General features: G+C 73.0%; 23 protein-coding genes. 19 read left to right on the forward strand and 4 right to left on the reverse strand.

Annotation, left to right across the window (positions count from 1 at the left end):
• The first annotated feature begins 137 nt into the window (after nucleotides 1–137).
• The 15 genes from ABZ449_RS25355 (at nucleotide 138) to ABZ449_RS25425 (ending at nucleotide 11,400) form a co-directional block, all read left to right on the forward strand.
• Entirely contained in the window at nucleotides 138–728 is a 591-nt protein-coding gene (locus ABZ449_RS25355) for a hypothetical protein (protein ID WP_360350018.1), read from the forward strand.
• Nucleotides 729–839: 111 nt separating this feature from the next.
• Nucleotides 840–1,127: a hypothetical protein gene (locus tag ABZ449_RS25360; protein ID WP_360350021.1), complete on the forward strand. Its 288-nt coding sequence runs from the start codon at nucleotides 840–842 to the stop codon at nucleotides 1,125–1,127.
• A gap of 83 nt (nucleotides 1,128–1,210) precedes the next feature.
• Nucleotides 1,211–2,722: a DUF2637 domain-containing protein gene (locus ABZ449_RS25365; RefSeq protein ID WP_360350024.1), complete on the forward strand. Its 1,512-nt coding sequence runs from the start codon at nucleotides 1,211–1,213 to the stop codon at nucleotides 2,720–2,722.
• Nucleotides 2,723–2,742: 20 nt separating this feature from the next.
• Complete coding sequence (locus tag ABZ449_RS25370; protein WP_360350027.1) at nucleotides 2,743–3,129, forward strand: RNase adapter RapZ; 387 nt, start codon at nucleotides 2,743–2,745, stop codon at nucleotides 3,127–3,129.
• A gap of 12 nt (nucleotides 3,130–3,141) precedes the next feature.
• A complete protein-coding gene (locus tag ABZ449_RS25375; protein WP_360350030.1) occupies nucleotides 3,142–3,315 on the forward strand; it encodes a hypothetical protein in 174 nt (57 codons plus the stop codon).
• Nucleotides 3,316–3,479: 164 nt separating this feature from the next.
• Nucleotides 3,480–4,481: a hypothetical protein gene (locus ABZ449_RS25380; protein WP_360350033.1), complete on the forward strand. Its 1,002-nt coding sequence runs from the start codon at nucleotides 3,480–3,482 to the stop codon at nucleotides 4,479–4,481.
• Nucleotides 4,482–4,502: 21 nt separating this feature from the next.
• On the forward strand, nucleotides 4,503–4,910 hold the full coding sequence (locus ABZ449_RS25385) for a hypothetical protein (protein ID WP_360350036.1): 408 nt from the start codon (nucleotides 4,503–4,505) through the stop codon (nucleotides 4,908–4,910).
• A 14-nt stretch (nucleotides 4,911–4,924) separates the two neighbouring features.
• On the forward strand, nucleotides 4,925–5,878 hold the full coding sequence (locus ABZ449_RS25390; protein ID WP_360350039.1) for a hypothetical protein: 954 nt from the start codon (nucleotides 4,925–4,927) through the stop codon (nucleotides 5,876–5,878).
• Between the two features lie 274 nt (nucleotides 5,879–6,152).
• Nucleotides 6,153–6,323: a hypothetical protein gene (locus ABZ449_RS25395; protein ID WP_360350042.1), complete on the forward strand. Its 171-nt coding sequence runs from the start codon at nucleotides 6,153–6,155 to the stop codon at nucleotides 6,321–6,323.
• Nucleotides 6,324–6,641: 318 nt separating this feature from the next.
• Nucleotides 6,642–6,929, forward strand: a complete 288-nt coding sequence (locus ABZ449_RS25400; RefSeq protein WP_360350045.1) for a hypothetical protein — start codon at nucleotides 6,642–6,644, stop codon at nucleotides 6,927–6,929.
• Nucleotides 6,926–7,285, forward strand: coding sequence for a hypothetical protein (locus tag ABZ449_RS25405; protein WP_360350047.1), 360 nt, complete (start codon nucleotides 6,926–6,928; stop codon nucleotides 7,283–7,285). The genes ABZ449_RS25400 and ABZ449_RS25405 overlap by 4 nt, the downstream gene beginning before the upstream one ends.
• Before the next feature lie 17 nt (nucleotides 7,286–7,302).
• Nucleotides 7,303–7,572: a hypothetical protein gene (locus tag ABZ449_RS25410; protein WP_360350050.1), complete on the forward strand. Its 270-nt coding sequence runs from the start codon at nucleotides 7,303–7,305 to the stop codon at nucleotides 7,570–7,572.
• An 80-nt stretch (nucleotides 7,573–7,652) separates the two neighbouring features.
• Nucleotides 7,653–9,632 (forward strand): DUF3987 domain-containing protein, encoded by a 1,980-nt coding sequence (locus ABZ449_RS25415; protein WP_360350053.1) that lies wholly within the window; start codon nucleotides 7,653–7,655, stop codon nucleotides 9,630–9,632.
• A 256-nt stretch (nucleotides 9,633–9,888) separates the two neighbouring features.
• Entirely contained in the window at nucleotides 9,889–10,119 is a 231-nt protein-coding gene (locus tag ABZ449_RS25420) for a helix-turn-helix domain-containing protein (protein WP_360350055.1), read from the forward strand.
• 3 nt (nucleotides 10,120–10,122) lie between these two features.
• Nucleotides 10,123–11,400 carry a site-specific integrase gene (locus ABZ449_RS25425; protein WP_360350058.1) on the forward strand — a complete coding sequence of 426 codons (1,278 nt, stop codon included), beginning with the start codon at nucleotides 10,123–10,125 and terminating at the stop codon, nucleotides 11,398–11,400.
• Nucleotides 11,401–11,477: 77 nt separating this feature from the next.
• Here ABZ449_RS25425 and ABZ449_RS25430 read toward each other — a convergent pair whose 3' ends face one another.
• Nucleotides 11,478–12,839: a glutamine synthetase family protein gene (locus ABZ449_RS25430; protein ID WP_360350061.1), complete on the reverse strand. Its 1,362-nt coding sequence runs from the start codon at nucleotides 12,837–12,839 to the stop codon at nucleotides 11,478–11,480.
• 222 nt (nucleotides 12,840–13,061) lie between these two features.
• Here ABZ449_RS25430 and ABZ449_RS25435 point away from each other — a divergent pair, with 222 nt between their 5' ends.
• The gene (locus ABZ449_RS25435) at nucleotides 13,062–14,816 is read left to right on the forward strand and encodes an NAD+ synthase (RefSeq protein ID WP_360350064.1); all 1,755 of its coding nucleotides are present in this window, start codon (nucleotides 13,062–13,064) and stop codon (nucleotides 14,814–14,816) included.
• Here the strand turns inward: ABZ449_RS25435 and ABZ449_RS25440 are convergent.
• The 3 genes from ABZ449_RS25440 to ABZ449_RS25450 form a co-directional block, all read right to left on the reverse strand.
• Nucleotides 14,813–15,874 (reverse strand): endonuclease/exonuclease/phosphatase family protein, encoded by a 1,062-nt coding sequence (locus ABZ449_RS25440; RefSeq protein WP_360350067.1) that lies wholly within the window; start codon nucleotides 15,872–15,874, stop codon nucleotides 14,813–14,815. The two genes, ABZ449_RS25435 and ABZ449_RS25440, sit on opposite strands and share 4 nt — an antisense overlap.
• A 305-nt stretch (nucleotides 15,875–16,179) precedes the next feature.
• A complete protein-coding gene (locus ABZ449_RS25445; RefSeq protein ID WP_360350070.1) occupies nucleotides 16,180–16,809 on the reverse strand; it encodes a TetR/AcrR family transcriptional regulator in 630 nt (209 codons plus the stop codon).
• 161 nt (nucleotides 16,810–16,970) lie between these two features.
• On the reverse strand, nucleotides 16,971–18,596 hold the full coding sequence (locus tag ABZ449_RS25450; protein WP_360350072.1) for an MFS transporter: 1,626 nt from the start codon (nucleotides 18,594–18,596) through the stop codon (nucleotides 16,971–16,973).
• 321 nt (nucleotides 18,597–18,917) lie between these two features.
• On the opposite strand from ABZ449_RS25450, the gene panB reads away from it, so the two are divergent.
• The 3 genes from panB (at nucleotide 18,918) to ABZ449_RS25465 (ending at nucleotide 21,824) form a co-directional block, all read left to right on the forward strand.
• A complete protein-coding gene (panB, locus tag ABZ449_RS25455; RefSeq protein WP_360350075.1) occupies nucleotides 18,918–19,787 on the forward strand; it encodes a 3-methyl-2-oxobutanoate hydroxymethyltransferase in 870 nt (289 codons plus the stop codon).
• A 184-nt stretch (nucleotides 19,788–19,971) separates the two neighbouring features.
• Nucleotides 19,972–20,997, forward strand: coding sequence for an ATP-binding cassette domain-containing protein (locus ABZ449_RS25460; RefSeq protein WP_360350078.1), 1,026 nt, complete (start codon nucleotides 19,972–19,974; stop codon nucleotides 20,995–20,997).
• A complete protein-coding gene (locus ABZ449_RS25465) occupies nucleotides 20,994–21,824 on the forward strand; it encodes an ABC transporter permease (protein ID WP_360350081.1) in 831 nt (276 codons plus the stop codon). The genes ABZ449_RS25460 and ABZ449_RS25465 overlap by 4 nt, the downstream gene beginning before the upstream one ends.
• Nucleotides 21,825–21,975: the final 151 nt, after the last annotated feature.

Genomic DNA, 21,975 nt, shown 5'->3' on the forward strand with positions numbered 1-21,975 from the left:
CACCTGTCTGCTCAGGAGGCTTCGCCATGCACACCACGCCCCGTACCGCAGCCACTCGGACCGTGACCGGTCGTTCCTACGCCCGCCGCGTGGCGTCGCTGACCTGTGGTTCCCGCCGGATGTCGGCGGGTGCGTGGGTGGCGGAGGCACAGGGAGCCGAGCGTCGGCGCCGCGCGGTGGCCTGCCGGATCGGTCGTCTGACCGGGACGCAGGCGCCGCAGTGGACCGGCGAGATCGGCGAGCAGGAGTGGCGCACGATCCTGGCGGTCGGCGTGGCGGCTCTGGCCGATGCCGCGTCGTCGCCCCGGATCGCCCCCGAAGAGAAGCGCACCTGCACCACCTGCGGCACGAAGCTGAACCGGGCGAACCGCGGCACCGTGTGCAGCCCCTGCCTGGTCTCCGCCACCGAACCGAAGCAGCAGGCCTCCGCCAGTGTGCGCCCCACGCCGGACATGGGTCACCTGACCGACACGGCACGGGAGGTCGCCCCGCACCTCACCCGTGGCACGAGCGGCAGCGTGGTCGACCGGACCCGCAACGGCCGCGTCGAGGCCCTGGTGGACGAGATGTTGGCCGCCCGCTCGACGGACGCGCTTGTCCTGGTCGGCGAGGACGAGCGTCGCCTGGTCGAGACCTGGAGCCCGTTCCGCAACGGCAAGCGCTACATCGTGCGGTGCACCGACGGATCCCGCCGCTACGGCACCGGCGAACTGGTCCCGGAGCACTAAACCAGCAGCTCACCCACCTACTGCCCTGTGCGGTGGACGGCTCCCGTGTCCTTGGCCGGAAGAGGAGCCGTCCCCGCCGGGCCCACCAACCACCTAGGAAGAGGTAGACCCATGAGGTCGATTGTTGCAGGCCAGACGGCCCTGGACGAGGACGAGTTCGCGGAGCTGGCGCTCGGTGTGGACTCGGAGTTCACCCGGCTGTTCACCGGGGTGCCCGGTGAGAGCGCGGTCGAGCGCGAGGCCCGGATGGACGCTGCGGCCGACGTCCTGGCGGACCTGCGCCGGGAGGACCCGGAGCTGGCCGCGTACGCCGAGCGCCTGCTGAGCACGGCGCCGGTGCCGCTGCGGCGCCCGGCCGTGATCCGCCGCACTGCCAGCGTCGAGCGGGTGGCCGCGTGACCACCATGTCCGCCCCGACGGCCGTTTCAACCCCGGCCACCGCCGCTTCAACCCCACGGCCCGCCGCTTCAGCGGCGCGGGCGGTGGCTTCGGACAAGCTGATGCTGGGCGTGGCGATCCTCGCCGCCGTCGGCGGCGCGGCCCTCGCTGGGATCGGCTTCAGCGGCTCCTACACCGCCCTGAAGGACCTCGGCTTCAAGCACAGCTTCGGGGACTTCAGCTACGCGTTCCCCATCGGCGTGGACGCCGGGATCGTGGCCCTGCTCGCCATGGACCTGCACCTGATCCGCAAGGGCGCCCCGGCGCCCTGGCTGCGGCTGCTGGCCCACACCTTCACCGCCGCGACGATCTACTTCAACGCCGCCTCCGCCGGCCCCCTGCTGAAGAACCCGACCGGCACCGCGATGCACGCCGTGATCCCGGTCATGTTCGTAGCGGTCGTGGAGGCCGGGCGACGCCTGGTCATCCGGATCACCCGGATCGAAGCCGGCCACGGCCGCGACGCGGTGCCACTGCACCGCTGGATCCTCGCCCCCTGGCCGGCCTTCCGGATGTACCGGCGGATGCGCCTGAACGGCATCTCCTCCTACGACCGGGCGGTCGAGCTGGAGCGCGAGCGCCTCGTCTACCGCGTGATGCTGGAGCGCGACCACGACGGCGACTGGCACAAGGCCCCCGCCGACCAGCAACTTCCCCTCACCATGGAGCGCTTCGGACTGGGTGTGGACGAGGCCCTGGCCCTGCCCGCCGAGGCCGACGAGCGCGCCCGGCTGCGGGCCGAGCGCACGGCCGCGTTCGATGCCGAGGCCACCACCCGGGCCGAGGCACGCGCCGCCGAGCTGGAGATCTCCAAGCTCCGCACAGCGGGCCGGGTAGAGGCCGCCGGGTACGAGGTCGGCGCCGAGACCGCCACCGCCAAGGCCCACGCCCACGCCCGCACTGCGGCCGCCGGCCGGGAGGCCGAGGCCGCCGAGCGCCTCGACCAGGCGACGGAGGAACTGGCCGCCGCGGCGACCGAGCAGGAGGCCGCCGACGCCCGTCTGCGCGCCGCTGAAACCGACCGGGCCGCCGCTGAAGCGGAGAAGGCCGCCGCTGAAACGCGCGCCCGCACCGCTGAAACGGAGCGCACCGCGGCCGACGACGAGCAGGCCAAGGCCGAAGGCGAAGAGGCCACTCAGGCGGCCCGCCTCCGCACGGCTGAAACGGCCAAGCGCGCGGCTGAAGTCGAGGAGGGCGCCGCTGAAGCGGCCAAGCGCAAGGCCGAAGCCGACCGCGACACGGCCGCCGCCCGGCGCGCCCAAGCCGAGCACGAGGAGACCGAGCGCGCGGCCCGGGCACGTGCCGCTGAAGCCCGCGAGCGTGCCGCTGAAACGGAGCTGCGCGCGGTCGAAGCGGAGGATGCAGCCCGGCTGACCCCCGCCGCCCGCGCCACCCGCCGCGTCGCCCGGATGATCCTCACGGCCGGCGGCACCCCCGAGGCCGTCACCCTCCAGTCCATCGCCGAGACCCTCGACGTCTCCCTCGCCACCGCCTCCGGCCGCCGCACCGAGGCCGCCGAGCTGATCGCCTCCGGCTACACCCCCCACGCCGCCTGACCTGCGAAGGGACGGCCACCATGGCCCTCACCGCGATCACCGTTGTCTCGTTCGGCTACCTCCACGACACCCCGCCGAGCGCGGACATCACCCTCGACCTGCGCCGCCACTTCCGCGACCCGCACGTCGACCCCGCCCTGCGCCACATGACCGCCGATGATCTGCCGGTGCGCCGGGCCGTGCTCGGCACCCCGGGCATCCGGGAGCTGATCACCGCCACCGCCCTGCTGGCCGACGCCTACGACGCCGGGCCCGCCGAGGCGCCGCTGACCATCGCGGCCGGCTGCGCGGGTGGCCGGCACCGGGCCGCCACCGTCGCCATGACCCTCGCCGCGCGCCTCCGCAAGACCGGCGCGACCGTGCACCTCGCCCACCGCGACCTGGCCAAGCCGGTCGTCGAGCGCTGAAGGGGGAGTCCGATGCAGCTCTTCCGCCGTAGCCAGCAGCCGCAGTCCGGCCAGCAGCGCCGGGCCGCCGCCAACCGCCGCGCCGACCGCGAGGGCCAGCGCCAGATCGACGCCCACCGCACCAGCCAGAGCACCACCGCCTGGCACACCACGCCCGCGCCCCGCTCCTGGTGGCGCTCCTCCTGACCCGCCCCCCAGGGGTGCGCACCCCGAACACCACGAGGTGCGCCCCCTCCTGACCTGGAGAAACACGTGATCGGCAATCTGATCTGCCTGCTCCTGATCCTGGGGGACGCGGCGCTCGCTCTCGTCTGCATCGTCCTGCTGGCCCTCCGCGAGGAGGAGAACCGGTGACCACTCCTCCGCCCCCGCCCCCGTCCGGCCCCGACCCCCGCGAGTCGTGGCGCAAGGCCGGCCCCAGCGTCAGCTTCACCAAGGCGGGGACCATCCCTCCGCAGCCGACCCACCCCCCGGCGACCGTCTACACCCCGGTCCCTATCGGTGCTGGCCCCGCGGCTCCCTCCGTGGAGGACCTCGCCGCCGCGTTCTGGGCCCCGGCCCGGGCCATCTTCGCCGAGCAGGCCACGGCGATCGCCGACCAGATCGGCCAGCTCCTCACCGAGACCGCCGCCCAGCGCGCCGCCCGCGAGCAGGTCGAGTACGAGGAGCGGCTCGCGGGCCAGCGTGCCCGCATGGACGGCGCGTTCGCCAAGGTCGGCGAGACCGCCGCCGAGCGCGCCGAGCGCCACCGCGTCGAGGACGTCCTCGTCCCCGGACCCGGCGGCGGTCGCGACGACTTCGTCGCCCTGGTCGACCGGCTCGCGGACCGGCTCACCGAGACCCCCGAGGACCGCGCCCGCCGCGAGGAGACCGAGCGCGAGACCGAGAAGCGGCGCGCCCGCGCCCGGGAGGACAAGGCCTACGCCGACGCCGGTGAGACCCCGGCCCAGCGCACCCGCCGCCACCGCCAGCAGAAACTCGCCGACCAGCGCGAAGCCGCCGTCCGGGCCCGCCGCGCACGGCGCCGCGCCGCCCGCGCCACCGGCCCCTCCGACCGCAACCGCCGGTTCCGCCGCTGGTGCGTCCTGACCGCGATCAGCGCCATCGGCGGCTACAGCATCGGCCTCATCCCGATGCTCTCCGCCGGGGGACCGGCCGTCGGCGCCCTCGCCGCGGCCTTCGGCTGGGGCCTCGACCTCTACACCCGCGACCGCGGCCGCATGCGCGTCTCCGAGGTCTCCAGGCCCCTGCCCCTGCTGCTCCTGATCGTCCTGCGCGTCCCGGTCGCCTCCGGCCTGGTCGTCGCCCTGGGCCTCGGCCCGCTCCTGAGCAACGTCCCCGCCCTCTTCTAACCCACCGGCAAGGAGACCATCATGAGCAGCCTCATCGCCCTGGGCACCGGCGGCGCCGCCACGGCCGCCACCTTCTACCTCTACGTCGGCGTCAAGGGCAAGAACAAGATCAAGGTCGCGGACGACCACGTCCCCTACTGGGCGTTCGGAATCGGCCTGCTCGCCGCCAACGCCGGCACCGCGTTCCAGCAGTTCGCCGGCATCGGCCAGCAGCTCTCCGACTCCTTCCAGGGCAACGCCTCCCTGGGCGAGTGGAAGGTCGGCGCGACCGCCGCCGTACTGACCATCGCGGTGTTCGGCCTCAAGCCGAGGGCCTGGAAGGACGCCCTCTGCGGCGCCATCGCCCCGTCGCTGTTCGCCGCCGCCGGGGGCCTGTGGGTCCTGCCCACCAGCATCTTCAGCGGCCTGATCACCGCGTTCATCGGCTGAGGCGAGGCCGCCCCGTGGAGAAGATCTTCCCCACCCACAACGTCGGCGCGACCATCGCGTTCCCGGTCACCGGCCTGCTCACCGGCACGCCCGTCCTCGTCCGCAGGCTCACCGCGCCCCAACGCGAGCGCCGCGCCGAGGCCGCCGCCCTCCAAGCCCGGCAGGACGAACTGGCGGCCACCGCCGCCGCCGAGGCCGACGAGGAGTTCACCAAGAAGCTGACCAAGGAAGCCGATGCCAGCAAGCGGGCCGCGATGGTCCGCGCCCGAGAGACCGAGAAGGTCACGGCCCGCCAGATACGCCTGGAGCAGGCCCAGGCCGGGCGCGCGGAGAAGCGCGGCAAGCTCAAGGAAGCCGCCGGCGCGGCCGCGGTCACCCTGCTCGTCGGCGGCCCGCTGATCTGGTCGCTCGCCCGCCCCCTGATAGAGCCCGGCATCGGCCTACTAATCGGCGCCTGGTGGATCGCCGCCCTCATCCACGCCCCCGCCAAGCCCAAGGCCAAAAACAAGGCCAGGGCCGACCAGGCCAGGGAGGAGAACGAGGACCAGGACGACGAGGACCGCGAGGGCAACGACGACCAGGAGGAGGAGTACGCCCTCCAGACGTCCACGGCCGCGCCCGCCCCGGCCGCTCCCCGCGGGCTCTCCGACGCCCAGCTGACCGCGGCCGTCGAGCACATGGTCGCCCTGCGCGCGCAGACCGACGACGGCCGCGGCCACGTCCACCTCACCGAGGCCCTGGAGAGCCTGCAGCGCCACGGCCACTACCCGGCCCTCACTGCGCGTGATTTCGGCGCCCTCGTCAGGGCCGCCGGCCTCCCCGTCGAACCCAACATTCGGGTGCCTGGCCGCACCCCCAGCACCGGGTTCACCGCAGCCTCCCTCGCCACCCACCTCCGCCGCTCCCCGAGCCTCCCCCCACAGGCCGCCGCCCGGGCCGCCGTCGACCGCACCCCCAAGGCCGCCTGAGACCACCCTCCCCACGCCACCCCTGAGCCCCCGTCCGACGGCCCGCCGACGGGCGCTCAGCCGCGCCCGGACGACCCCTTCCCGCCCCGCTCCCCCAGGGCCGGCCAGGCCCCCGCCCACGCCGACTACATCCAGCCCCTGACCTGCGACGACTACACGACTACAGCCCCGACTACACGCCGACTACACCCCCCGACTACAGCCCTGTCAGAAGGGGCTGGCCCCCTTGTGCCGCCACCGCCGCATGATCCACCCACGCGAAGGACACCCCGCCATGACCGACCGCTGGCCCGCCGGCAAGACGTTCCCCGAGTTCACCCACGAAGAGCTGTGCGCCGCCATCGAGCGCCACCAGGACGACCCCGACCCCGTCACCCAGAGCCTCGTCCGCAGCTGCTGGCGCGAGTGGGAGCGACGCCACGGGCTCACCGAGCAGGAGGCCTGACCCCACCTCCCTGACCTGCTCCACCGGAACCCCCGACCGCTGACGCTCTGTGCCGATCCCGGTGCCGCCCGCCCCCTCGCCTCCGGGCGGGGCAACCCGGCCCCCGTCGCCCGCCATATCACCGACCTCGCCGTACGCGCCGACCCCACCCGGGCCGACAACGCCACCGCCATGGTCATCGACCTGAAGCCCGCCCACTGACCCAACGGGCGGACAGCTCCGAACAACACGAAACCCCGCAGCATCCGTCGACCTTGGCCGGCATGGCGGTTGCTGCGGGGCGACCCGATCCCCTTTCAGAGATCGGAGGACTCCAGCATGCCCGAAAGCAGCACCGGCCCGCAGCCCCGCTGCGAGGCTGCCCACCTCGGCGACGCCAGCCCCTGCGAGGGCCCGCGCGACGCCGTGACCGTCCTCGACCGCCGCGGCGACGGCGCCAAGGCCTGTGTGCACCACGGCACCCGCCTGTACGCCAGCCTCATCGACCCCCGCGTTCACCCCGGCAGCGTTCCCGGCGCCGCCCTCGACGTCCACCACCGCGCCCAGAGCACCTCCGCGTTCGCCTGGCTCGACCACCACCAGCTCCCCGACGAGGACGAGTCGTGAGCCGGACCCCACCCCTCGGCGACAACCGCGGACTGTGGCAGGCCGTCATGGCCGCCGCTGCCGGCCGCTGCCAGTGCCGAGGCACCTGCGGCAGCAGCCACGACAAGGACGGCGGGCGCTGCCACGCCGTCCACGGCATCTACCAGACCAAGCACGGCCGAAGCCGGGTGAGCCTGCTCGCCGCACCCGCCGACCCCGCCGCCCTGCTGCTGCCCGCGCACAAGGCCGCCGCCCTGCCCAAGCGCGAACTGGCCGCCTGGTGCCGACACTGCCACGACGCCGCCCGCCGCGCCGCTGCCAAGGCCCAGCAGGCCACCGCCCCGGCCGCCGAGCCGGACGCCCTGTTCGACCTCTGAACCGCCGGGAGAACCCTGTGCCCATCAAGCTCGTGACCTGCCACGTCGCCGTCTGCGACGTCTGCGCCACCACCTACGGCACCGACCACGACGACCAGTGCGCCGTCCACTGCACCACCCGCGAGGCCGCCGCCGACCTCATCCGCGCCGACCGCGAATGGCTGGTCACCACTGACGGCCGCGTCATCTGCCTCATCGGCGACCCGGCCCACCAGGCCGCCCTCGACGCCCTGCTGCCCCCCGCCCCGGCCGCCGTCTGCGACGGACAGCTCCAGCTCGACCTCTGACCTCCCATCCTTCGGGCGGTCCACGCCCGAAGACCCCGCCCGGGGCTCGGGCCGCCCGCTCCTCACGAAAGGAGCCCGCGTTGAGCACCGAGTACGCCCCGAACGTGATCCCGTTCCGGCCCGAGCCCGCCGAGGTCAAGGCCGCCGAGCAGGCCGTCATCGGCGCCGCCCTGCTCGATCCCGTCCAGGTGCCGGCCCTGGCCGCCCAGCTCGGCGACCCGAGCGTGTTCTACCACCCCGCGCACGAGACGATCTGGCGCACCATCGTCCGCATGGCCGACGGTGAACGGCCGGTCGACCCGGTGCTGTTGGCCGGCGTGCTGCGGGCCCAGGGCGACCTGGCCCGCGTCGGCGGGCCCAGCTACCTGCACACCTGCATCGCGGCCACCCCCACCGCCGCCAACGGCGACTACTACGCCGAGATCGTGCGCGTGGCCGCCGAGCGCCGCCGCATCAACACCGCCACCAGCCGCCTCGCCCACATGGCCGGCGACGACCAGGCCGACCTGGACGCCGTCCGCACCGCCGCGCTCGCCGCCCTCGCGGACCTCGCCTCCGGCGAGACCTGGCTCGACCCCGTCCCGCTCGGCTCGCACGGCGCCCTGCCCACGTTCCCCGTCAAGGCCCTGCCCGGGTGGGTGGGCGCGTACGTGGAGGCGGTGGCGGAGTTCACCCAGACCCCGGCCGACATGGCCGCCACCATGTCCCTGGCCGCGCTGTCGACCGCCGCCGGCGGCCGGGTGGGCGTGGAGATCCGGCCCGGCTGGCGCGAGCAGTCGAACCTCTACCTGGTGTGCGCGATGCCGCCCGCCAGCCGCAAGTCCGACGTGTTCGCGTTCATGACCGGCCCGGTCTACCGGGTCGAGGACGAGCTGCGGGCCGAGGCCCGGCCTCGGATCATCGAGGCCGAGACCGCCAAGGAGACCGCGCTCGCCGAGGTCGAGGCGCTCATGGCCAAGGCCCGCAAGAACCCCGACCTCGACCGCGCCCACCTGGTGGCCGAGATCTCCGGCGCCCGGATGCTGGCCGACGAGATCGTCGTCCCGCCGAGCCCGCGGCTGACCCTGTCCGGGGACATCACCCCCGAGACCGTCACCCACCAGCTCGGCGTCCACCGCTGTCTGGCCGCCCTCTCGCCCGAGGGCGACCTGTTCGACAGCATCGTCGGCCGCTACAGCAGCAAGCCCAACCTCGGAGTCTTCCTCCAGGCCCACAAGGGCGAGCGGCTCCAGGCCGACCGGATCACCCGCGAGCAGCCCACCGTCGACAAGCCGGCGCTCACCATCGGCGTCACCCCGCAACCCGCCGTCCTCCAGGAGCTCGGCGCCGCCCCCGGGGCGCGGGACCGCGGCCTGCTCGCCCGCTTCTTGTACTCGCTCCCGCCGTCCAACCTCGGCTACCGCAAGATCCGCACCACCCCCGTCCCCGAGCCGGTCGCCACCACCTACGACGTCCGCCTGTCCGCGCTCCTGCGCGCCCTCACCGCCCTGGAGGAGCCGGTCACCGTGACGATGACCGAGGCCGCGGACCTCGCCGTCGAGAAGCTGCAGGAGAAGTTCGAGGTCCAGCTCCGCCCTGACGAGCCGCTCGCCCACATCAAGGACTGGGCCGGCAAGCTCGTCGGCCACATCGCCCGCATCGCGGTCCTCCTCCACCTCGCCGACCACGTCGGCGGCGACTGGCGCGCCCCCGTCGAGGCCGCCACCGTCGACCGCGCCGCCGAGATCGCCGAGTACTACACCGCCCACACCCTCGCCGTCTTCGACCTCATCGCCGCCGACCCGGCCACCGAGGACGCCCACGCCCTCCTCCAGTGGCTTCAGCGGCCGAAGAAGGACGGCACCCACCGCACCCACATCAAGGCCCACGACGCCGTCGCCAGCAGCCGCCGCTTCAAGAAGGTCGCCGACGTCGAACCCGCCCTCGCCCTCCTCGAACAACACGGCTGGCTCCGCACCGACCAGCCCCCCGCCAGCGGCCAGCGAGGCCGACCCCAGGCCGTCACCTACCGTGTCCACCCGGCCGCGAGCACCCTCACGAACACGGACACGTCCGCGTAACCGTCAGGAATGTCAGGGCAAACCCCTGACCAGCTCAAATGGCGCCGGACGGCCTGTCAGGAAACGTCAGGGCTGTCAGGGATAACCGAGTATCCCTGACAGCCCTGACAATCCCTGACGCCATGACAGGCGCCATATCGGCAGGTCAGAGAGTTCCCCTGACATCCCTGACGTTTTCCGGCCCCAATCCCCGCCCGCACGCAGGGTCCGTTACATATCGCAACCACCATCCGTACCCGTCTGCGGAGGCTTCGCTATGCCCTCGAAGGGCCGCAACACGAGCGTCGACTCGAACATCCGCCCTCTGCCGACCACCTACCTCGAACCCGAGGACGTCGCCGCGCTGTTCAAGGTCCCGCTGGAGACCGTCTACCAGTGGCGTCGCAAGCGCACCGGCCCGCCCGGCTTCCGGGTCGGTCGGCACCTCCGCTACCACCCCGACGCCGTCGCCCAGTGGGTGGCGGACCAGAGCCGAGAGGCGGCCTGACCCATGGCCGGACACATCCAGGACCGCTGGTACAAGACCGAGCCCGGCCCCGACGGCAAGCCCCGCCGCGTGCGCACCGACCGCTACGGCATCGGCAAACGCTACCGGGCCCGCTACGTCGGGCCCGACGGAACCGAGAAGAGCAAGAGCTTCCCCGACCGTCAGAAGCGGCTGGCTGAGAACTGGCTGACGGAGATCGAGGCCGACATGTCTCGCGGCCAGTACGTCGACCCCAAGGCCGCCCGCATCACCTTCGGGCAGTTCGCGGAGAAGTGGCTGGAGTCCCAGATCACCGACCTCAACACCCGCTCGTCCGTGGACGCGCAGATCCGGCGGCACGCGATCCCCTACCTGGGCTCCCGCCCGATGGACTCGTTCCGCCCGTCGCACATCCGGGAGTGGCTGGCCGAGTTGGAGAATGCGGTCCTCGCCTCCTCTTACCGCCGCGTCATCTTCGGGAACGTCTCCGGCATCTTCACCGCGGCCGTGGAGGACGAACTGCGGACCACGAACCCCTGCCGGTCCCGGTCCGTCACCCCACCGAGCAGGGCCCCGGGGCGGGTGCGCCCGTGGTTGCCCGACCGCGTCGCCGCCGTGCGGGCCGGGCTGCCCGACCGCTACCAGGCCATGAACGACGCCGGCGGGGGCTGCGGGCTGCGGCAGGGCGAGATCTTCGGTCTCCCCGTGGACGAGATCGGGTTCGACACGGGGTGGCTCCACGTCGGCTACCAGGTCAAGGACATCGGCGGACGCCTGGTGTTCGCGCCGCCGAAGCGTGGCAAGGTGCGGGACGTGCCGCTCCCGGAGCGGGTGGGACACGTCTTCAAGGCCCACATGGAGGCGTTCCCGCCGGTGGAGGTCACGCTGCCGTGGCTGACTCCGGACGGGCCGCCGGTCACGAAGCGACTGCTGTTCTCCCGAGGGGAGGGCGGCCCCGTCCGACGGAGCGACTTCAACACGTACGCGTGGAAGCCCGCGCTCGTCTCGGCCGGGATCATCCCGGCGCCCGAGAAGGGCAAGCGGCACCAGGCGTCCCGGGAGGACGGCATGCACGCCCTCCGGCACTTCTACGCCTCCGTCCTGCTGGACGCCGGCGAGAACGTGAAGGCGCTGAGTGGGTACCTCGGACACAGCGACCCGGGTTTCACCCTCAGGGTCTACACGCACCTGATGCCGAGCAGTGACGGTCGCACGCGCCGGGCCGTGGACAAGCTCTACGAAACGCTCGGATGGGCCACCGATCCGAACGCTGACGGCCCACAGACGGCCCCGGGCGGGTGAGAAGCCTCCCGGGTCGGCGATACGACGTCGCCGACCCGGGGCTCCCACCCGCCCAAAGAAGCGCTCTGACCTGGGACTTACAGCACCTGGAGGTTCTTCCGCAGCTCGAACGGGGTGACCTCGGAGCGGTACTCCTCCCACTCCTGGCGCTTGTTGCGCAGGAAGAAGTCGAAGACGTGCTCGCCGAGGGTCTCGGCGACGAGTTCGCTGCGCTGCATCAGGTCGATGGCCTCGCCGAGGTTCTGCGGCATCGGCTGGATGCCGAGGGCGCGGCGCTCGGAGTCGGACAGCGCCCACACGTCGTCGTCGGCGCCGGGCGGCAGCTCGTAGCCCTCCTCGATGCCCTTCAGGCCGGCCGCGAGGGTGACGGCGTAGGCGAGGTACGGGTTGCAGCCGGTGTCCAGGGAGCGGACCTCGATCCGGGTGGAGCCCTGCTTGCCCGGCTTGTACATCGGCACCCGGATCAGCGCCGAGCGGTTGTTGTGGCCCCAGCAGATGTAGGACGGCGCCTCGCCGCCGGCCCCGGCGGTGCGCTGGGAGCCGCCCCAGATCCGCTTGTAGGAGTTCACCCACTGGTTGGTGACGGCGGCGGTCTCGGCGGCGTGCCTGAGCAGGCCCGCGATGAAGGACCGGCCGACCTTGGACAGCTGGTACTCGGCGCCGGACTCGTGGAAGGCGTTGCGGTCGCCCTCGAACAGCGAGACGTGGGTGTGCATGCCGCTGCCGGGGTGCTCGGAGAACGGCTTGGGCATGAAGCTCGCGTGCACGCCCTGCTCCAGCGCGACCTCCTTCATGACCAGCCGGAACGTCATGATGTTGTCGGCGGTGGACAGCGCGTCGGCGTAGCGCAGGTCGATCTCCTGCTGGCCGGGGGCGCCCTCGTGGTGCGAGAACTCGACCGAGATGCCCATCGACTCCAGCATGGTGATCGCCTGGCGGCGGAAGTCGTGGCCCACCCCGCGCGGGGTGTGGTCGAAGTAGCCGGACTGGTCGGCGGGGATCGGCGCGGTTCCGTCGCCGGGCAGGTTCTTCAGCAGGAAGAACTCGATCTCCGGGTGGGTGTAGGGGGTGAAGCCCAGCGCGGAGGCCTTCTCCAGGGTGCGCTTGAGCACGAACCGGGGGTCGGCGAAGGACGGCGATCCGTCCGGCATCAGGATGTCGCAGAACATCCGGGCGGTGCCCGGGGTCTCCGAACGCCAGGGCAGGATCTGGAAGGTGGTCGGGTCCGGCTTGGCGATCATGTCGGACTCGTACACCCGGGCGAACCCCTCGATCGCCGAGCCGTCGAAGCCGATGCCCTCCTCGAAGGCCTGCTCCAGTTCGGCCGGCGCCACCGCGACCGACTTCAGGAACCCGAGCACGTCGGTGAACCACAGCCGGACGAACCGGATGTCACGCTCTTCGAGCGTCCGAAGCACGAACTGCTGCTGCTTGCCCATGGGGACAGTCTCACCTCTGCTCTTTACGCTCGTGTTACGCCCCGGAGGCCGTGGAAAGACCTCGTCAAGCGATTGCCCCCATCATGGCCGATCCCCGCCCGGCCCGGCAGCGCCGACCCCTCCGCCAACGCCTCCGCCGACCTCGCCGCCGACCTCGCCGCCGGCCCCTCCACCGGTCTCCGCCCAGGACATTGCGTCAGTTAGACGATTACACTCGGAGGCATGCCCAATCTCCGTCTCGCCCTGTGCCAGATCGACCCCTGGGTCGGCGACCTCGCCCGCAACGGCGACGAGGTGGTGCGCTGGACCAAGCGGGCCGCCGGGGCCGGCGCGCAGCTGGTCGCCTTCCCCGAGATGGCCCTCACCGGGTACCCGGTGGAGGACCTCGCCCTGCGCCACTCCTTCGTCGAGGCCTCGCGCGGCGCGCTGGTCGAGCTGGCCGGCCGCCTGGCCGCGGAGGGGCTGGGCGAGGTCCCGGTGCTGGTCGGCTACCTCGGGCGCTCCGAGCACCCCTCGCCGCGCTTCCACCGCCCGGTCGGCTCCCCGCAGAACTGCGCCGCGGTGCTGCACCGGGGCGAGGTGGTGACCCGCTTCGCCAAGCACCACCTGCCCAACTACGGCGTGTTCGACGAGTTCCGCTGGTTCGTCCCGGGCGACCAGCTGCCGGTGCTGCGGGTGCGCGGGGTGGACGTCGCGCTGGCCGTCTGCGAGGACATCTGGCAGGACGGCGGCCGGGTCACCGCCGCCCGCGAGGCCGGCGCCGGGCTGCTGCTGGTGGTCAACGGCTCCCCGTACGAGCGGAACAAGGACGACCAGCGGCTGGAGCTGGTGCGCCGCCGGGCGGCCGAGGCGGGCTGCGCCCTGGCGTACGTCAACATGGTCGGCGGCCAGGACGAGCTGGTCTTCGACGGCGACTCGATCGTGGTCCGCCCGGACGGCGAAGTCCTGGCCCGCTCACCGCAGTTCGAGGAGCACCTGCTGGTGCTGGACCTCGACCTGCCGGGCGCCGCGGGCGACGACACCGACGGCCTGCTGCTGAGCGACGGGCTGCACCTGGTCCGCACCGATCTGGGCGGCGAGCCGCAGGACCGGCCCGCCGAGGGGCTCACCGCCGAGGTGGCGCCGCGGCTGTCCGACGAGGCCGAGATCTGGGCCGCGCTGGTCTCCGGCACCCGGGCGTACGTGACCAAGAACGGCTTCACCTCGGTGCTGATCGGTCTCTCCGGCGGCATCGACTCGGCGCTGGTGGCCGCGATCGCGGTGGACGCGGTCGGCGCGCGGAACGTGCACGGCGTCTCGATGCCCAGCCGCTACTCCTCCCGGCACTCCCGGGACGACGCGGCCGAGCTGGCCCGCCGCACCGGGCTGCCGCTGCGGACCGTCTCCATCGCCCCGATGTTCGACGCCTACCTGGAGGCGACCGAGCTGACCGGTCTGGCCGAGGAGAACCTGCAGTCCCGGCTGCGCGGCACCCTGCTGATGGCGATCTCCAACCAGGAGGGGCACATCGTGCTCGCGCCCGGCAACAAGAGCGAGCTGGCGGTCGGCTACTCGACCCTGTACGGCGACTCGGTGGGCGCCTACGGGCCCATCAAGGACGTCTACAAGTCGCTGGTGTTCCGGCTGGCCCGCTGGCGCAACGAGGAGGCCGTCCGGCGCGGCGAGGTGCCGCCGATCCCGGAGAACACCATCACCAAGCCGCCGTCCGCCGAGCTGCGGCCGGACCAGGTGGACACCGACTCGCTGCCCGACTACGAGCTGCTGGACGACGTGCTGGCCCGCTACATCGAGGGCGACGAGGGCCGGGATGCGATCGTGGCGGCCGGCTTCGACCCGGCCGTGGTGGACCGGGTGGTCCGGCTCGTCGACACCGCCGAGTACAAGCGGCGCCAGTACCCGCCGGGCCCGAAGATCTCGGTCAAGAACTTCGGCCGCGACCGCCGCCTGCCGATCACCAACCGCTGGCGGCGCGGCTAGCGGACCGGCTGGTAGCGGTAGGTGGCGGCCACCGCGAGGTGGTCGCTGCCGTCCCGGGGCAGGGTGCGGGAGTCGAGCGGGTCCAGCCCGCCCTTGCTCATGATCTGGTCGATCCGGGCCATCGGGAGGGCCGCCGGCCAGCTGAAGCCGAAGCCGTCCCCGGCGGCGCCCTGGGCCGAGCGCATCTGCGAGGTGACCGGGGCCAGGCTGCGGTCGTTCATGGTGCCGTTGAGGTCGCCGAGCAGCAGGACCTTCTTGAGCGACTCGGCCTCGATCGCGTCGCCGAGCGCCTGCGCGCTGACGTCCCGCTGGTTGACGGTGAAGCCGCCCTCGGCCTTCAGCCGCACCGAGGGCAGGTGCGCCACGTACACCGCGAGCGGGCCCTGCGGGGTGGTGACCTTCGCCCGGAAGGCCCTGGTCCAGCCCATCTTCAGGTCCACCGGGGAGACGTCGTCGATCGGGTACTTCGACCAGAGCCCGACCGTGCCCTCCACGGTGTGGTACGGGTAGGCGCCGGCGAGCCCGGTCTCGTACGAGCGCAGCTGCCGGCCGGCCAGCTCCTGCAGGGCGACGATCTGGGCGCCGGAGTCCACCAGGGTGCGGACGGTGCCCGGCACGTCGGTGTTGGCGGCGGCGACGTTGTGGCTGACCACCGTGAAGTCGCCCGGGCCGCCCCTCTTGTCGCTCAGCAGGCCGCCGAACAGGTTGACCCAGAGCACGACGGGCAGCAGCAGGGCGAGCAGCGCGGTGGCGGAGCGGCGCAGCAGCGCGGGCACCAGCAGCACCGGGACGGCCAGGCCCAGCCAGGGCAGGAAGGTCTCCAGCAGGCTGCCGAGGTTGCCGACGCCGTTGGGCAGCTCGGCGTGGAAGCCCAACAGCGCGGCGGTGAGCACGGCCAGCGCGGCGATCACCAGGCCGCGCCGCCAGGGGCCGCTGCCGCGGGCGTCCCGGCCCCAGTGGCGCAGGCCGAGGAAGCCGCCGCGACGCTCCGCGGGGGCCGGGCCGTCGGCGGCGCCCCCGGGGGCGGTGATCCGCTCGGTCCTGTCCGCCTGCGCCATGAAGTGGCTCCCGTCGCTCGTGCCGTCGCCGCTCCGTGCCCGGCCCGTGGATGGTGCGGGCGCGTACGGACCGGTGCCGGTTTGATCGGATACCCGGCTCAGCCTATGCCGGGACAGACGTCGCTCCCGCTGAGCGGGTTCCGGCGTGGCCCGGTTTGGTGAGGGAGGCCACGTCCGGCGCACGGTCGGGCACCGGGGCACGTCGGGGCGCCGGGGCGCGAGCGCACGGTCGGGCGCCCGGCGCGTGGCCGGGCGCCGGGTCGGGCCGGGCCGGGCCGGGTCGGGCCGGGCCGGGCCGGGTCGGGTCAGCGGGGTGCGAGGCCCTCGAGCACGGAGTCGACCATCTTGCGGGCCAGGTCCGGGTCCTCCAGGTCGGAGTCGTCCCAGAGGATGCTGCGGTAGAGGATCGGGCCCATCAGGAGGTCGCCGAGCAGGTCCACGTCGAGGTCGGAGCGGAGCACGCCCTCGTCGATGGCACGGCGGACGAGGTCGAGCCCGGCGTCGCGGCGCGGCTTGATCACCCGTTCGCGGTAGGCGCTGTGCAGCTCGGGCAGGCTGTGCATCTGGCCGAGGGCGGCCTTGAGGAGCCAACGGGTGCGCTTGGCGAGGCCGCGCCGACGCATGTAGTCGATCATGGCGATCAGGTCGGCCCGGGCGCCGTTGCCGGTCGGCTCGGGCAGCGGCTCCTCCAGCCGGCCGACCACGTCGACCAGCAGGGCCTCCTTGTTGGGCCAGCGCCGGTAGATGGTGGCCTTGCCGACTCCGGCCGCGGTGGCGATGCCCTCGACGGTGAGCTCGGAGAGCGCGGTGCCGCCCGCCAGCAGGTCCTCGACGGCGGTGAAGATGGCCTGCTCGGCGGCCTCGCTGCGGGGCCGGCCGCGGCGCACCGCCGCGCAGGGCCGCCCGGTGTCGGCGCTCGGCGTGTCCGTCGTCATCCCCGCTGTCTCCCTACGCTCTCCCCGGCCGCACTGGCGCCGTGGGGTGTCCCTCGGTGGGTCCGCGGCGGAGGCCTGCCCCGGACCGAGGCCCTGCCACCCGGTGCGTACCCGGATGACAGGGCCATTGTCACTCAGTCACGGTGTGTCCCGGCCGCTGGTCAGGCGTCCGCGGCCGCGGCCTCCCGCTCCTGGCCGCGCGGTTCGGGGGCCGAACCGACCGAACCGACCGGGCCGGCCGGGCCCGCGGGGGCGGCCGGGCGGCGCGGGAGCAGGAACCAGGCGACGACGGCGCCGATCACCGAGACGCCCGCCGAGAGCGAGGCCACCACGTGCATGGCGTGGACGAAGGAGTCGTTCGCGGGGGCGATCAGCGCCTGGCCGCCGGGGATGCGGTCGGCGATGGCCAGGGTGGCCTCCAGCGACTCGCCGGCCTTGTCGCGCAGCCCCTCGGGCAGGTGGGTCAGGGTGTCGGACATCCCGTCGCGGTAGACGGTGGAGAGCACCGCGCCGAGTACGGCGACCCCGAGCGAGCCGCCGACCTGGCGGAAGGTGTTGTTGACGGCCGAGCCGGCGCCGGCCTTCTCCCGGGGCAGCGAGGCCATGATCGCGACGGTGACCGGCGGCATGACGTGCGCCATGCCGGCGCCCATCACCAGGCCGAGCACGACCAGCACCCAGATCGGGGTGGTGGCGGTCAGCACGACGTAGCCGAGGAAGCCGACCGCGACCAGCAGCATGCCGCCGGTGGCGGTGGCGGCGACGCCCAGGCGGTCGACCACCAGCCGGGCCCGCGGGGCGAACACCAGCTGGGCGGCGGCCAGCGGCAGCATCAGCACACCGGCCTGGAGGGCGCTGTAGCCGCGCACGCTCTGGATGTAGAACACGCCGAAGAACGAGACGCCCATCAGCGCGAAGAAGATCACGCCCACGACCACCACGGAGGCGCTGAACACCTTGTCGCGGAACCAGGTGACGTCCAGTGCGGGGAAGGCGGTGCGGCGCTCGAACCAGACGAAGGCGACCAGCGCGACCACACCGACCAGGACCGGCACCCAGGCCTCGGCCGCGGTGAAGTCGGCCAGCTCGCCGCCCTTGATGATGCCGTAGATCAGCGCGACCAGGCCGATGATCGACAGCAGCACGCCGACCGGGTCCATCCGGCCCGGGTCGGGGTCCTTGGACTCGGGGACCAGGATCACCATCGCGATCACCGCGACGACCACGATCGGGACGTTGATCAGGAAGACCGAGCCCCACCAGAAGTGCTCGATCAGCAGGCCGCCGGTGATCGGGCCGATGGCGATGGCCAGGCCGACCGCGCCGGCCCAGATCCCGATCGCCTTGGGCTGCTCGGAGCGCTCGAAGACGTTCATGATGATCGCCAACGTGGCGGGCATCGCGAGCGCGCCGCCGACGCCCATCAGGGCGCGGTAGCCGATGAGTTCACCGGGCGAGGAGGCCAGCGCGGACAGCAGCGAGGCGATCCCGAAGACCACCATGCCGGCCAGCAGCGCGCGCTTGCGGCCGAACCGGTCGCCGAGCAGGCCGGAGGTGAACAGCAGCCCGGCGAAGACCAGGGTGTAGGAGTTGATCGACCATTCCAGATCGCTCTGGGTGGCGCCGAGGCCGACCGGCGCGGGGGTCGCGATGGTCTTCATCGCGACGTTGAGGATCGAGTTGTCGAGCACGACGACGAGCAGGGCGAGCAGCAGGGTGCCGAGGATCGCCCAGCGCCGACGGTGGATGGCTTCCGGCACCCGTGGTGGCGCGGCTGCGGTGGTCATTGGTGTTTCCCGTCCGTGTTGGTGTGGCACTGGCGGGCAATTCCGAGCCGCATGCGTCTCGTTACCCCCCGCACCAGAGTAGCGGGCGATACGATACGAGACGAATCCGTTTCGTAAAGGGCAGGCAAATTCGGAGCCCCCGCACCCCGGCGCGGCCCTCCCGCACGCCCCGGCGCGGCCCTCCCGCACGCCCGGTGTGTCCTGGATCGCACCGGGACGCGGGCACCCCTCTTTGCGCGGGCGCCGGGGCGTGCAAGCATGGAGGTGATCCGGGGACGCCGTACGGCGCCACGAGACGACAACCCTTCAGGAGTCCGTTCGATGAACGCTTCTACGCCTTCGCCTGCCCAGAACCAGGCGTCGACCGCCACCCTCTACGGCGGGGTCACCAACCGCCGTGTCACCGTCCGCGACCTCGCCGCCGCCAAGCAGCGCGGCGAGAAGTGGTCGATGCTCACCGCCTACGACGCCCTCACCGCGGGCGTGTTCGACGAGGCCGGCATCCCGGTGCTGCTGGTCGGCGACTCGGCGGGCAACTGCCACCTCGGCTACGAGACCACCGTCCCGGTGACCATGGATCAGATGGTGATGCTCTCCGCCGCCGTCGTCCGCGGCACCAAGCGGGCCATGATCGTCGCCGACCTGCCGTTCGGCTCGTACCAGGAGTCCCCCGCGCAGGCCATGCACAACGCGGCCCGGCTGATGAAGGAGGCCGGGGTCGGCGCGGTCAAGCTGGAGGGCGGGGAGCGCAGCGCCCGCTCGATCGAGCTGCTGGTCGAGGCCGGCGTCCCGGTGATGGCCCACATCGGCCTCACCCCGCAGTCCGTGCACGCCCTCGGCGGCTACCCCGTCCAGGGCCGCGGCGACGAGGCGGCGCACCAGCTGCTGCGCGACGCCAAGGCCGTCCAGCAGGCGGGCGCCTTCGCGGTGGTGCTGGAGGCCGTCCCGGCCGAGCTGGCCGCCCAGGCCACCGAGCAGCTGGCGATCCCGACCGTCGGCATCGGCGGCGGGCCGGACACCGACGCCCAGGTGCTGGTCTGGACCGACATGGCCGGCATGACGGCCGGCCGGGTGCCCAAGTTCGTCAAGCAGTACGCCGACCTGCGGACCGTCCTCGGCGACGCCGCCCGGGCGTACGCCGAGGAGGTGCGCACCGGCGCCTTCCCGGCGGCGGAGCACAGCTTCCACTGACGCTCGGCACCGCGGCCCCGCTCCCCCTCGGCGTTTCCGGGGAGCGGGGCCGCGGTCGTTCCCCCGCATCATCGTTCCCCCGGCCCCCGGCCCCGGCGGCCGATGACAGCGGCGTGACAGCGGGCTGGCAGCGCACCGCCCGGGCCGACAGGGGGCTGACAGCCGGGGCGGACACCCTGGGGGCATGACACGAATCGCGACGGCCCCGAACGACCGGGGAACCACCTCCGGGAACGCCGTGGAGGTGCACGGCATCGTCAAGCACTACGGCGCCACCAAGGCCCTCGACGGGGTCGACCTGACCGTCAAGGAGGGCACCGTCCTCGGTGTGCTCGGCCCCAACGGCGCGGGCAAGACCACCCTGGTGCGCGTCCTGTCCACGCTGATCAAGCCGGACGCCGGCACCGCGTACGTCGGCGGCTACGACGTGCTGCGCCAGCCCAGGCAGCTGCGCCGCACGATCGGCCTCACCGGCCAGTACGCCTCCGTGGACGAGCTGCTCTCCGGGTACGAGAACCTCTACCTCATCGGCCGGCTGCTCGACCTCCCCCGCCGGGAGGCCAGGGCCCGGGCCGCCGAGCTGCTGGAGCGCTTCTCGCTCACCGAGGCCGCCAAGCGGCCCGCCAAGACCTACTCCGGCGGCATGCGCCGCCGCCTCGACCTGGCCGCCAGCATGATCGGCCGCCCCCGGGTGCTCTACCTGGACGAGCCCACCACCGGCCTGGACCCGCGCACCCGCAACGAGGTCTGGGACGAGGTGCAGCGGATGGTCGCGGAGGGCAGCACCGTGCTGCTGACCACCCAGTACATGGAGGAGGCGGAGCAGCTCGCGAGCGAGCTGACCGTCATCGACCGCGGCAGGGTGATCGCCAACGGCCTGGTAGCCGAGCTCAAGGCCAAGGTCGGCGGGCAGACCCTCCAGGTCCGCCCGGCCCACCCGGCCGAGCTGCCCGAGATGGCCCGCTGCCTGCACGAGAGCGGCATCACCAACGCCACCGTCTCCACCGACACCGGCCTGCTCGCGGTGCCGATCACCGGCGAGGAGCAGCTGACCAGGGTGATCGGGGTGCTCGGCACCCGCGGCTTCGCCGTCGCCGGCATCGACACCAAGGTGCCCAGCCTGGACGAGGTCTTCCTCGCCATCACCGGCAAGCCCGCGTCCGCCGCCGCGGAGCCCGCCCCCAGCCTCGCCAAGGAGCCCGTCGCATGACCACCGCCACGCTCACCCCCTCCCGGGCCCGGGACACCCGGCCGGTGGAGGACTCCCGGATCGGCCTGACCGGCACCCTGCGGCACGTCGGCGCGCTGACCAGGCGCAACCTGATGCGGATCAAGGCCGACCCGGAGTCGATGTTCGACGCCGTGCTGATGCCGATCATCTTCACCGTGCTGTTCGTCTACGTCTTCGGCGGCGCGATGGCCGGCAGCCAGGACGACTACAAGCAGTACCTCGTCCCCGGTCTGCTCGGGCAGACCGGCCTCACCCTCGCGATGGCCGTCGGCACCGGCCTCAACACCGACTTCCAGACCGGCGTGATGGACCGCTTCCGCACCCTGCCGATCGGGCGGGCCTCGGTGCTGCTGTCCAAGATCGTCGCCGAGACCCTCCGCGGGCTGGTCTCCTTCGCGATCCTGATCGGCTTCGCGATGCTGATCGGCTTCGAGGTGAGGACCGGCCTGCCGGAGGTGCTGGCCACCATCGGCCTGGGCCTGGTGTTCGGCATGTCGATCGTCTGGATCTCGATGCTGCTGGGCATGGCGCTGCGCAGCGCCCAGGCCGTCCAGGGCGTGGCCATGCTGGTCCTGATGCCGATGCAGTTCGGCAGCTCGATCTTCGCCAGGACCGACACCATGCCGGGCTGGCTGCAGTCCTTCACCAAGGTCAACCCGCTCTCGGCGCTCGCCGACGCCTCCCGCGCCCTGCTCAACGGCGAGGGCGCGGTGGCCCACCCGGTGATGATCGTGCTGGCCTGGTCGGCCGGCATCACCGCGGTCTTCGCCCCGCTGGCCGTGGCCCGCTTCCGCAAGCGGACCTGAGCCGACGCGACCACCGCCGGCCCCCCGTCGGGGGAAGGCCGGCGGACTTGGACGGCCGGCCGCCCGGGACAGGCGCCGGCCGGCGGACGGGCCCGTGCGGCCGGTGACCAGGGGACGGGCACCGGCCGCACGGGCCCACCAGCCCCACGGC

Origin of the sequence: Kitasatospora sp. NPDC005856 (assembly GCF_040629945.1) — a bacterium.
GTDB lineage: Bacteria > Actinomycetota > Actinomycetes > Streptomycetales > Streptomycetaceae > Kitasatospora.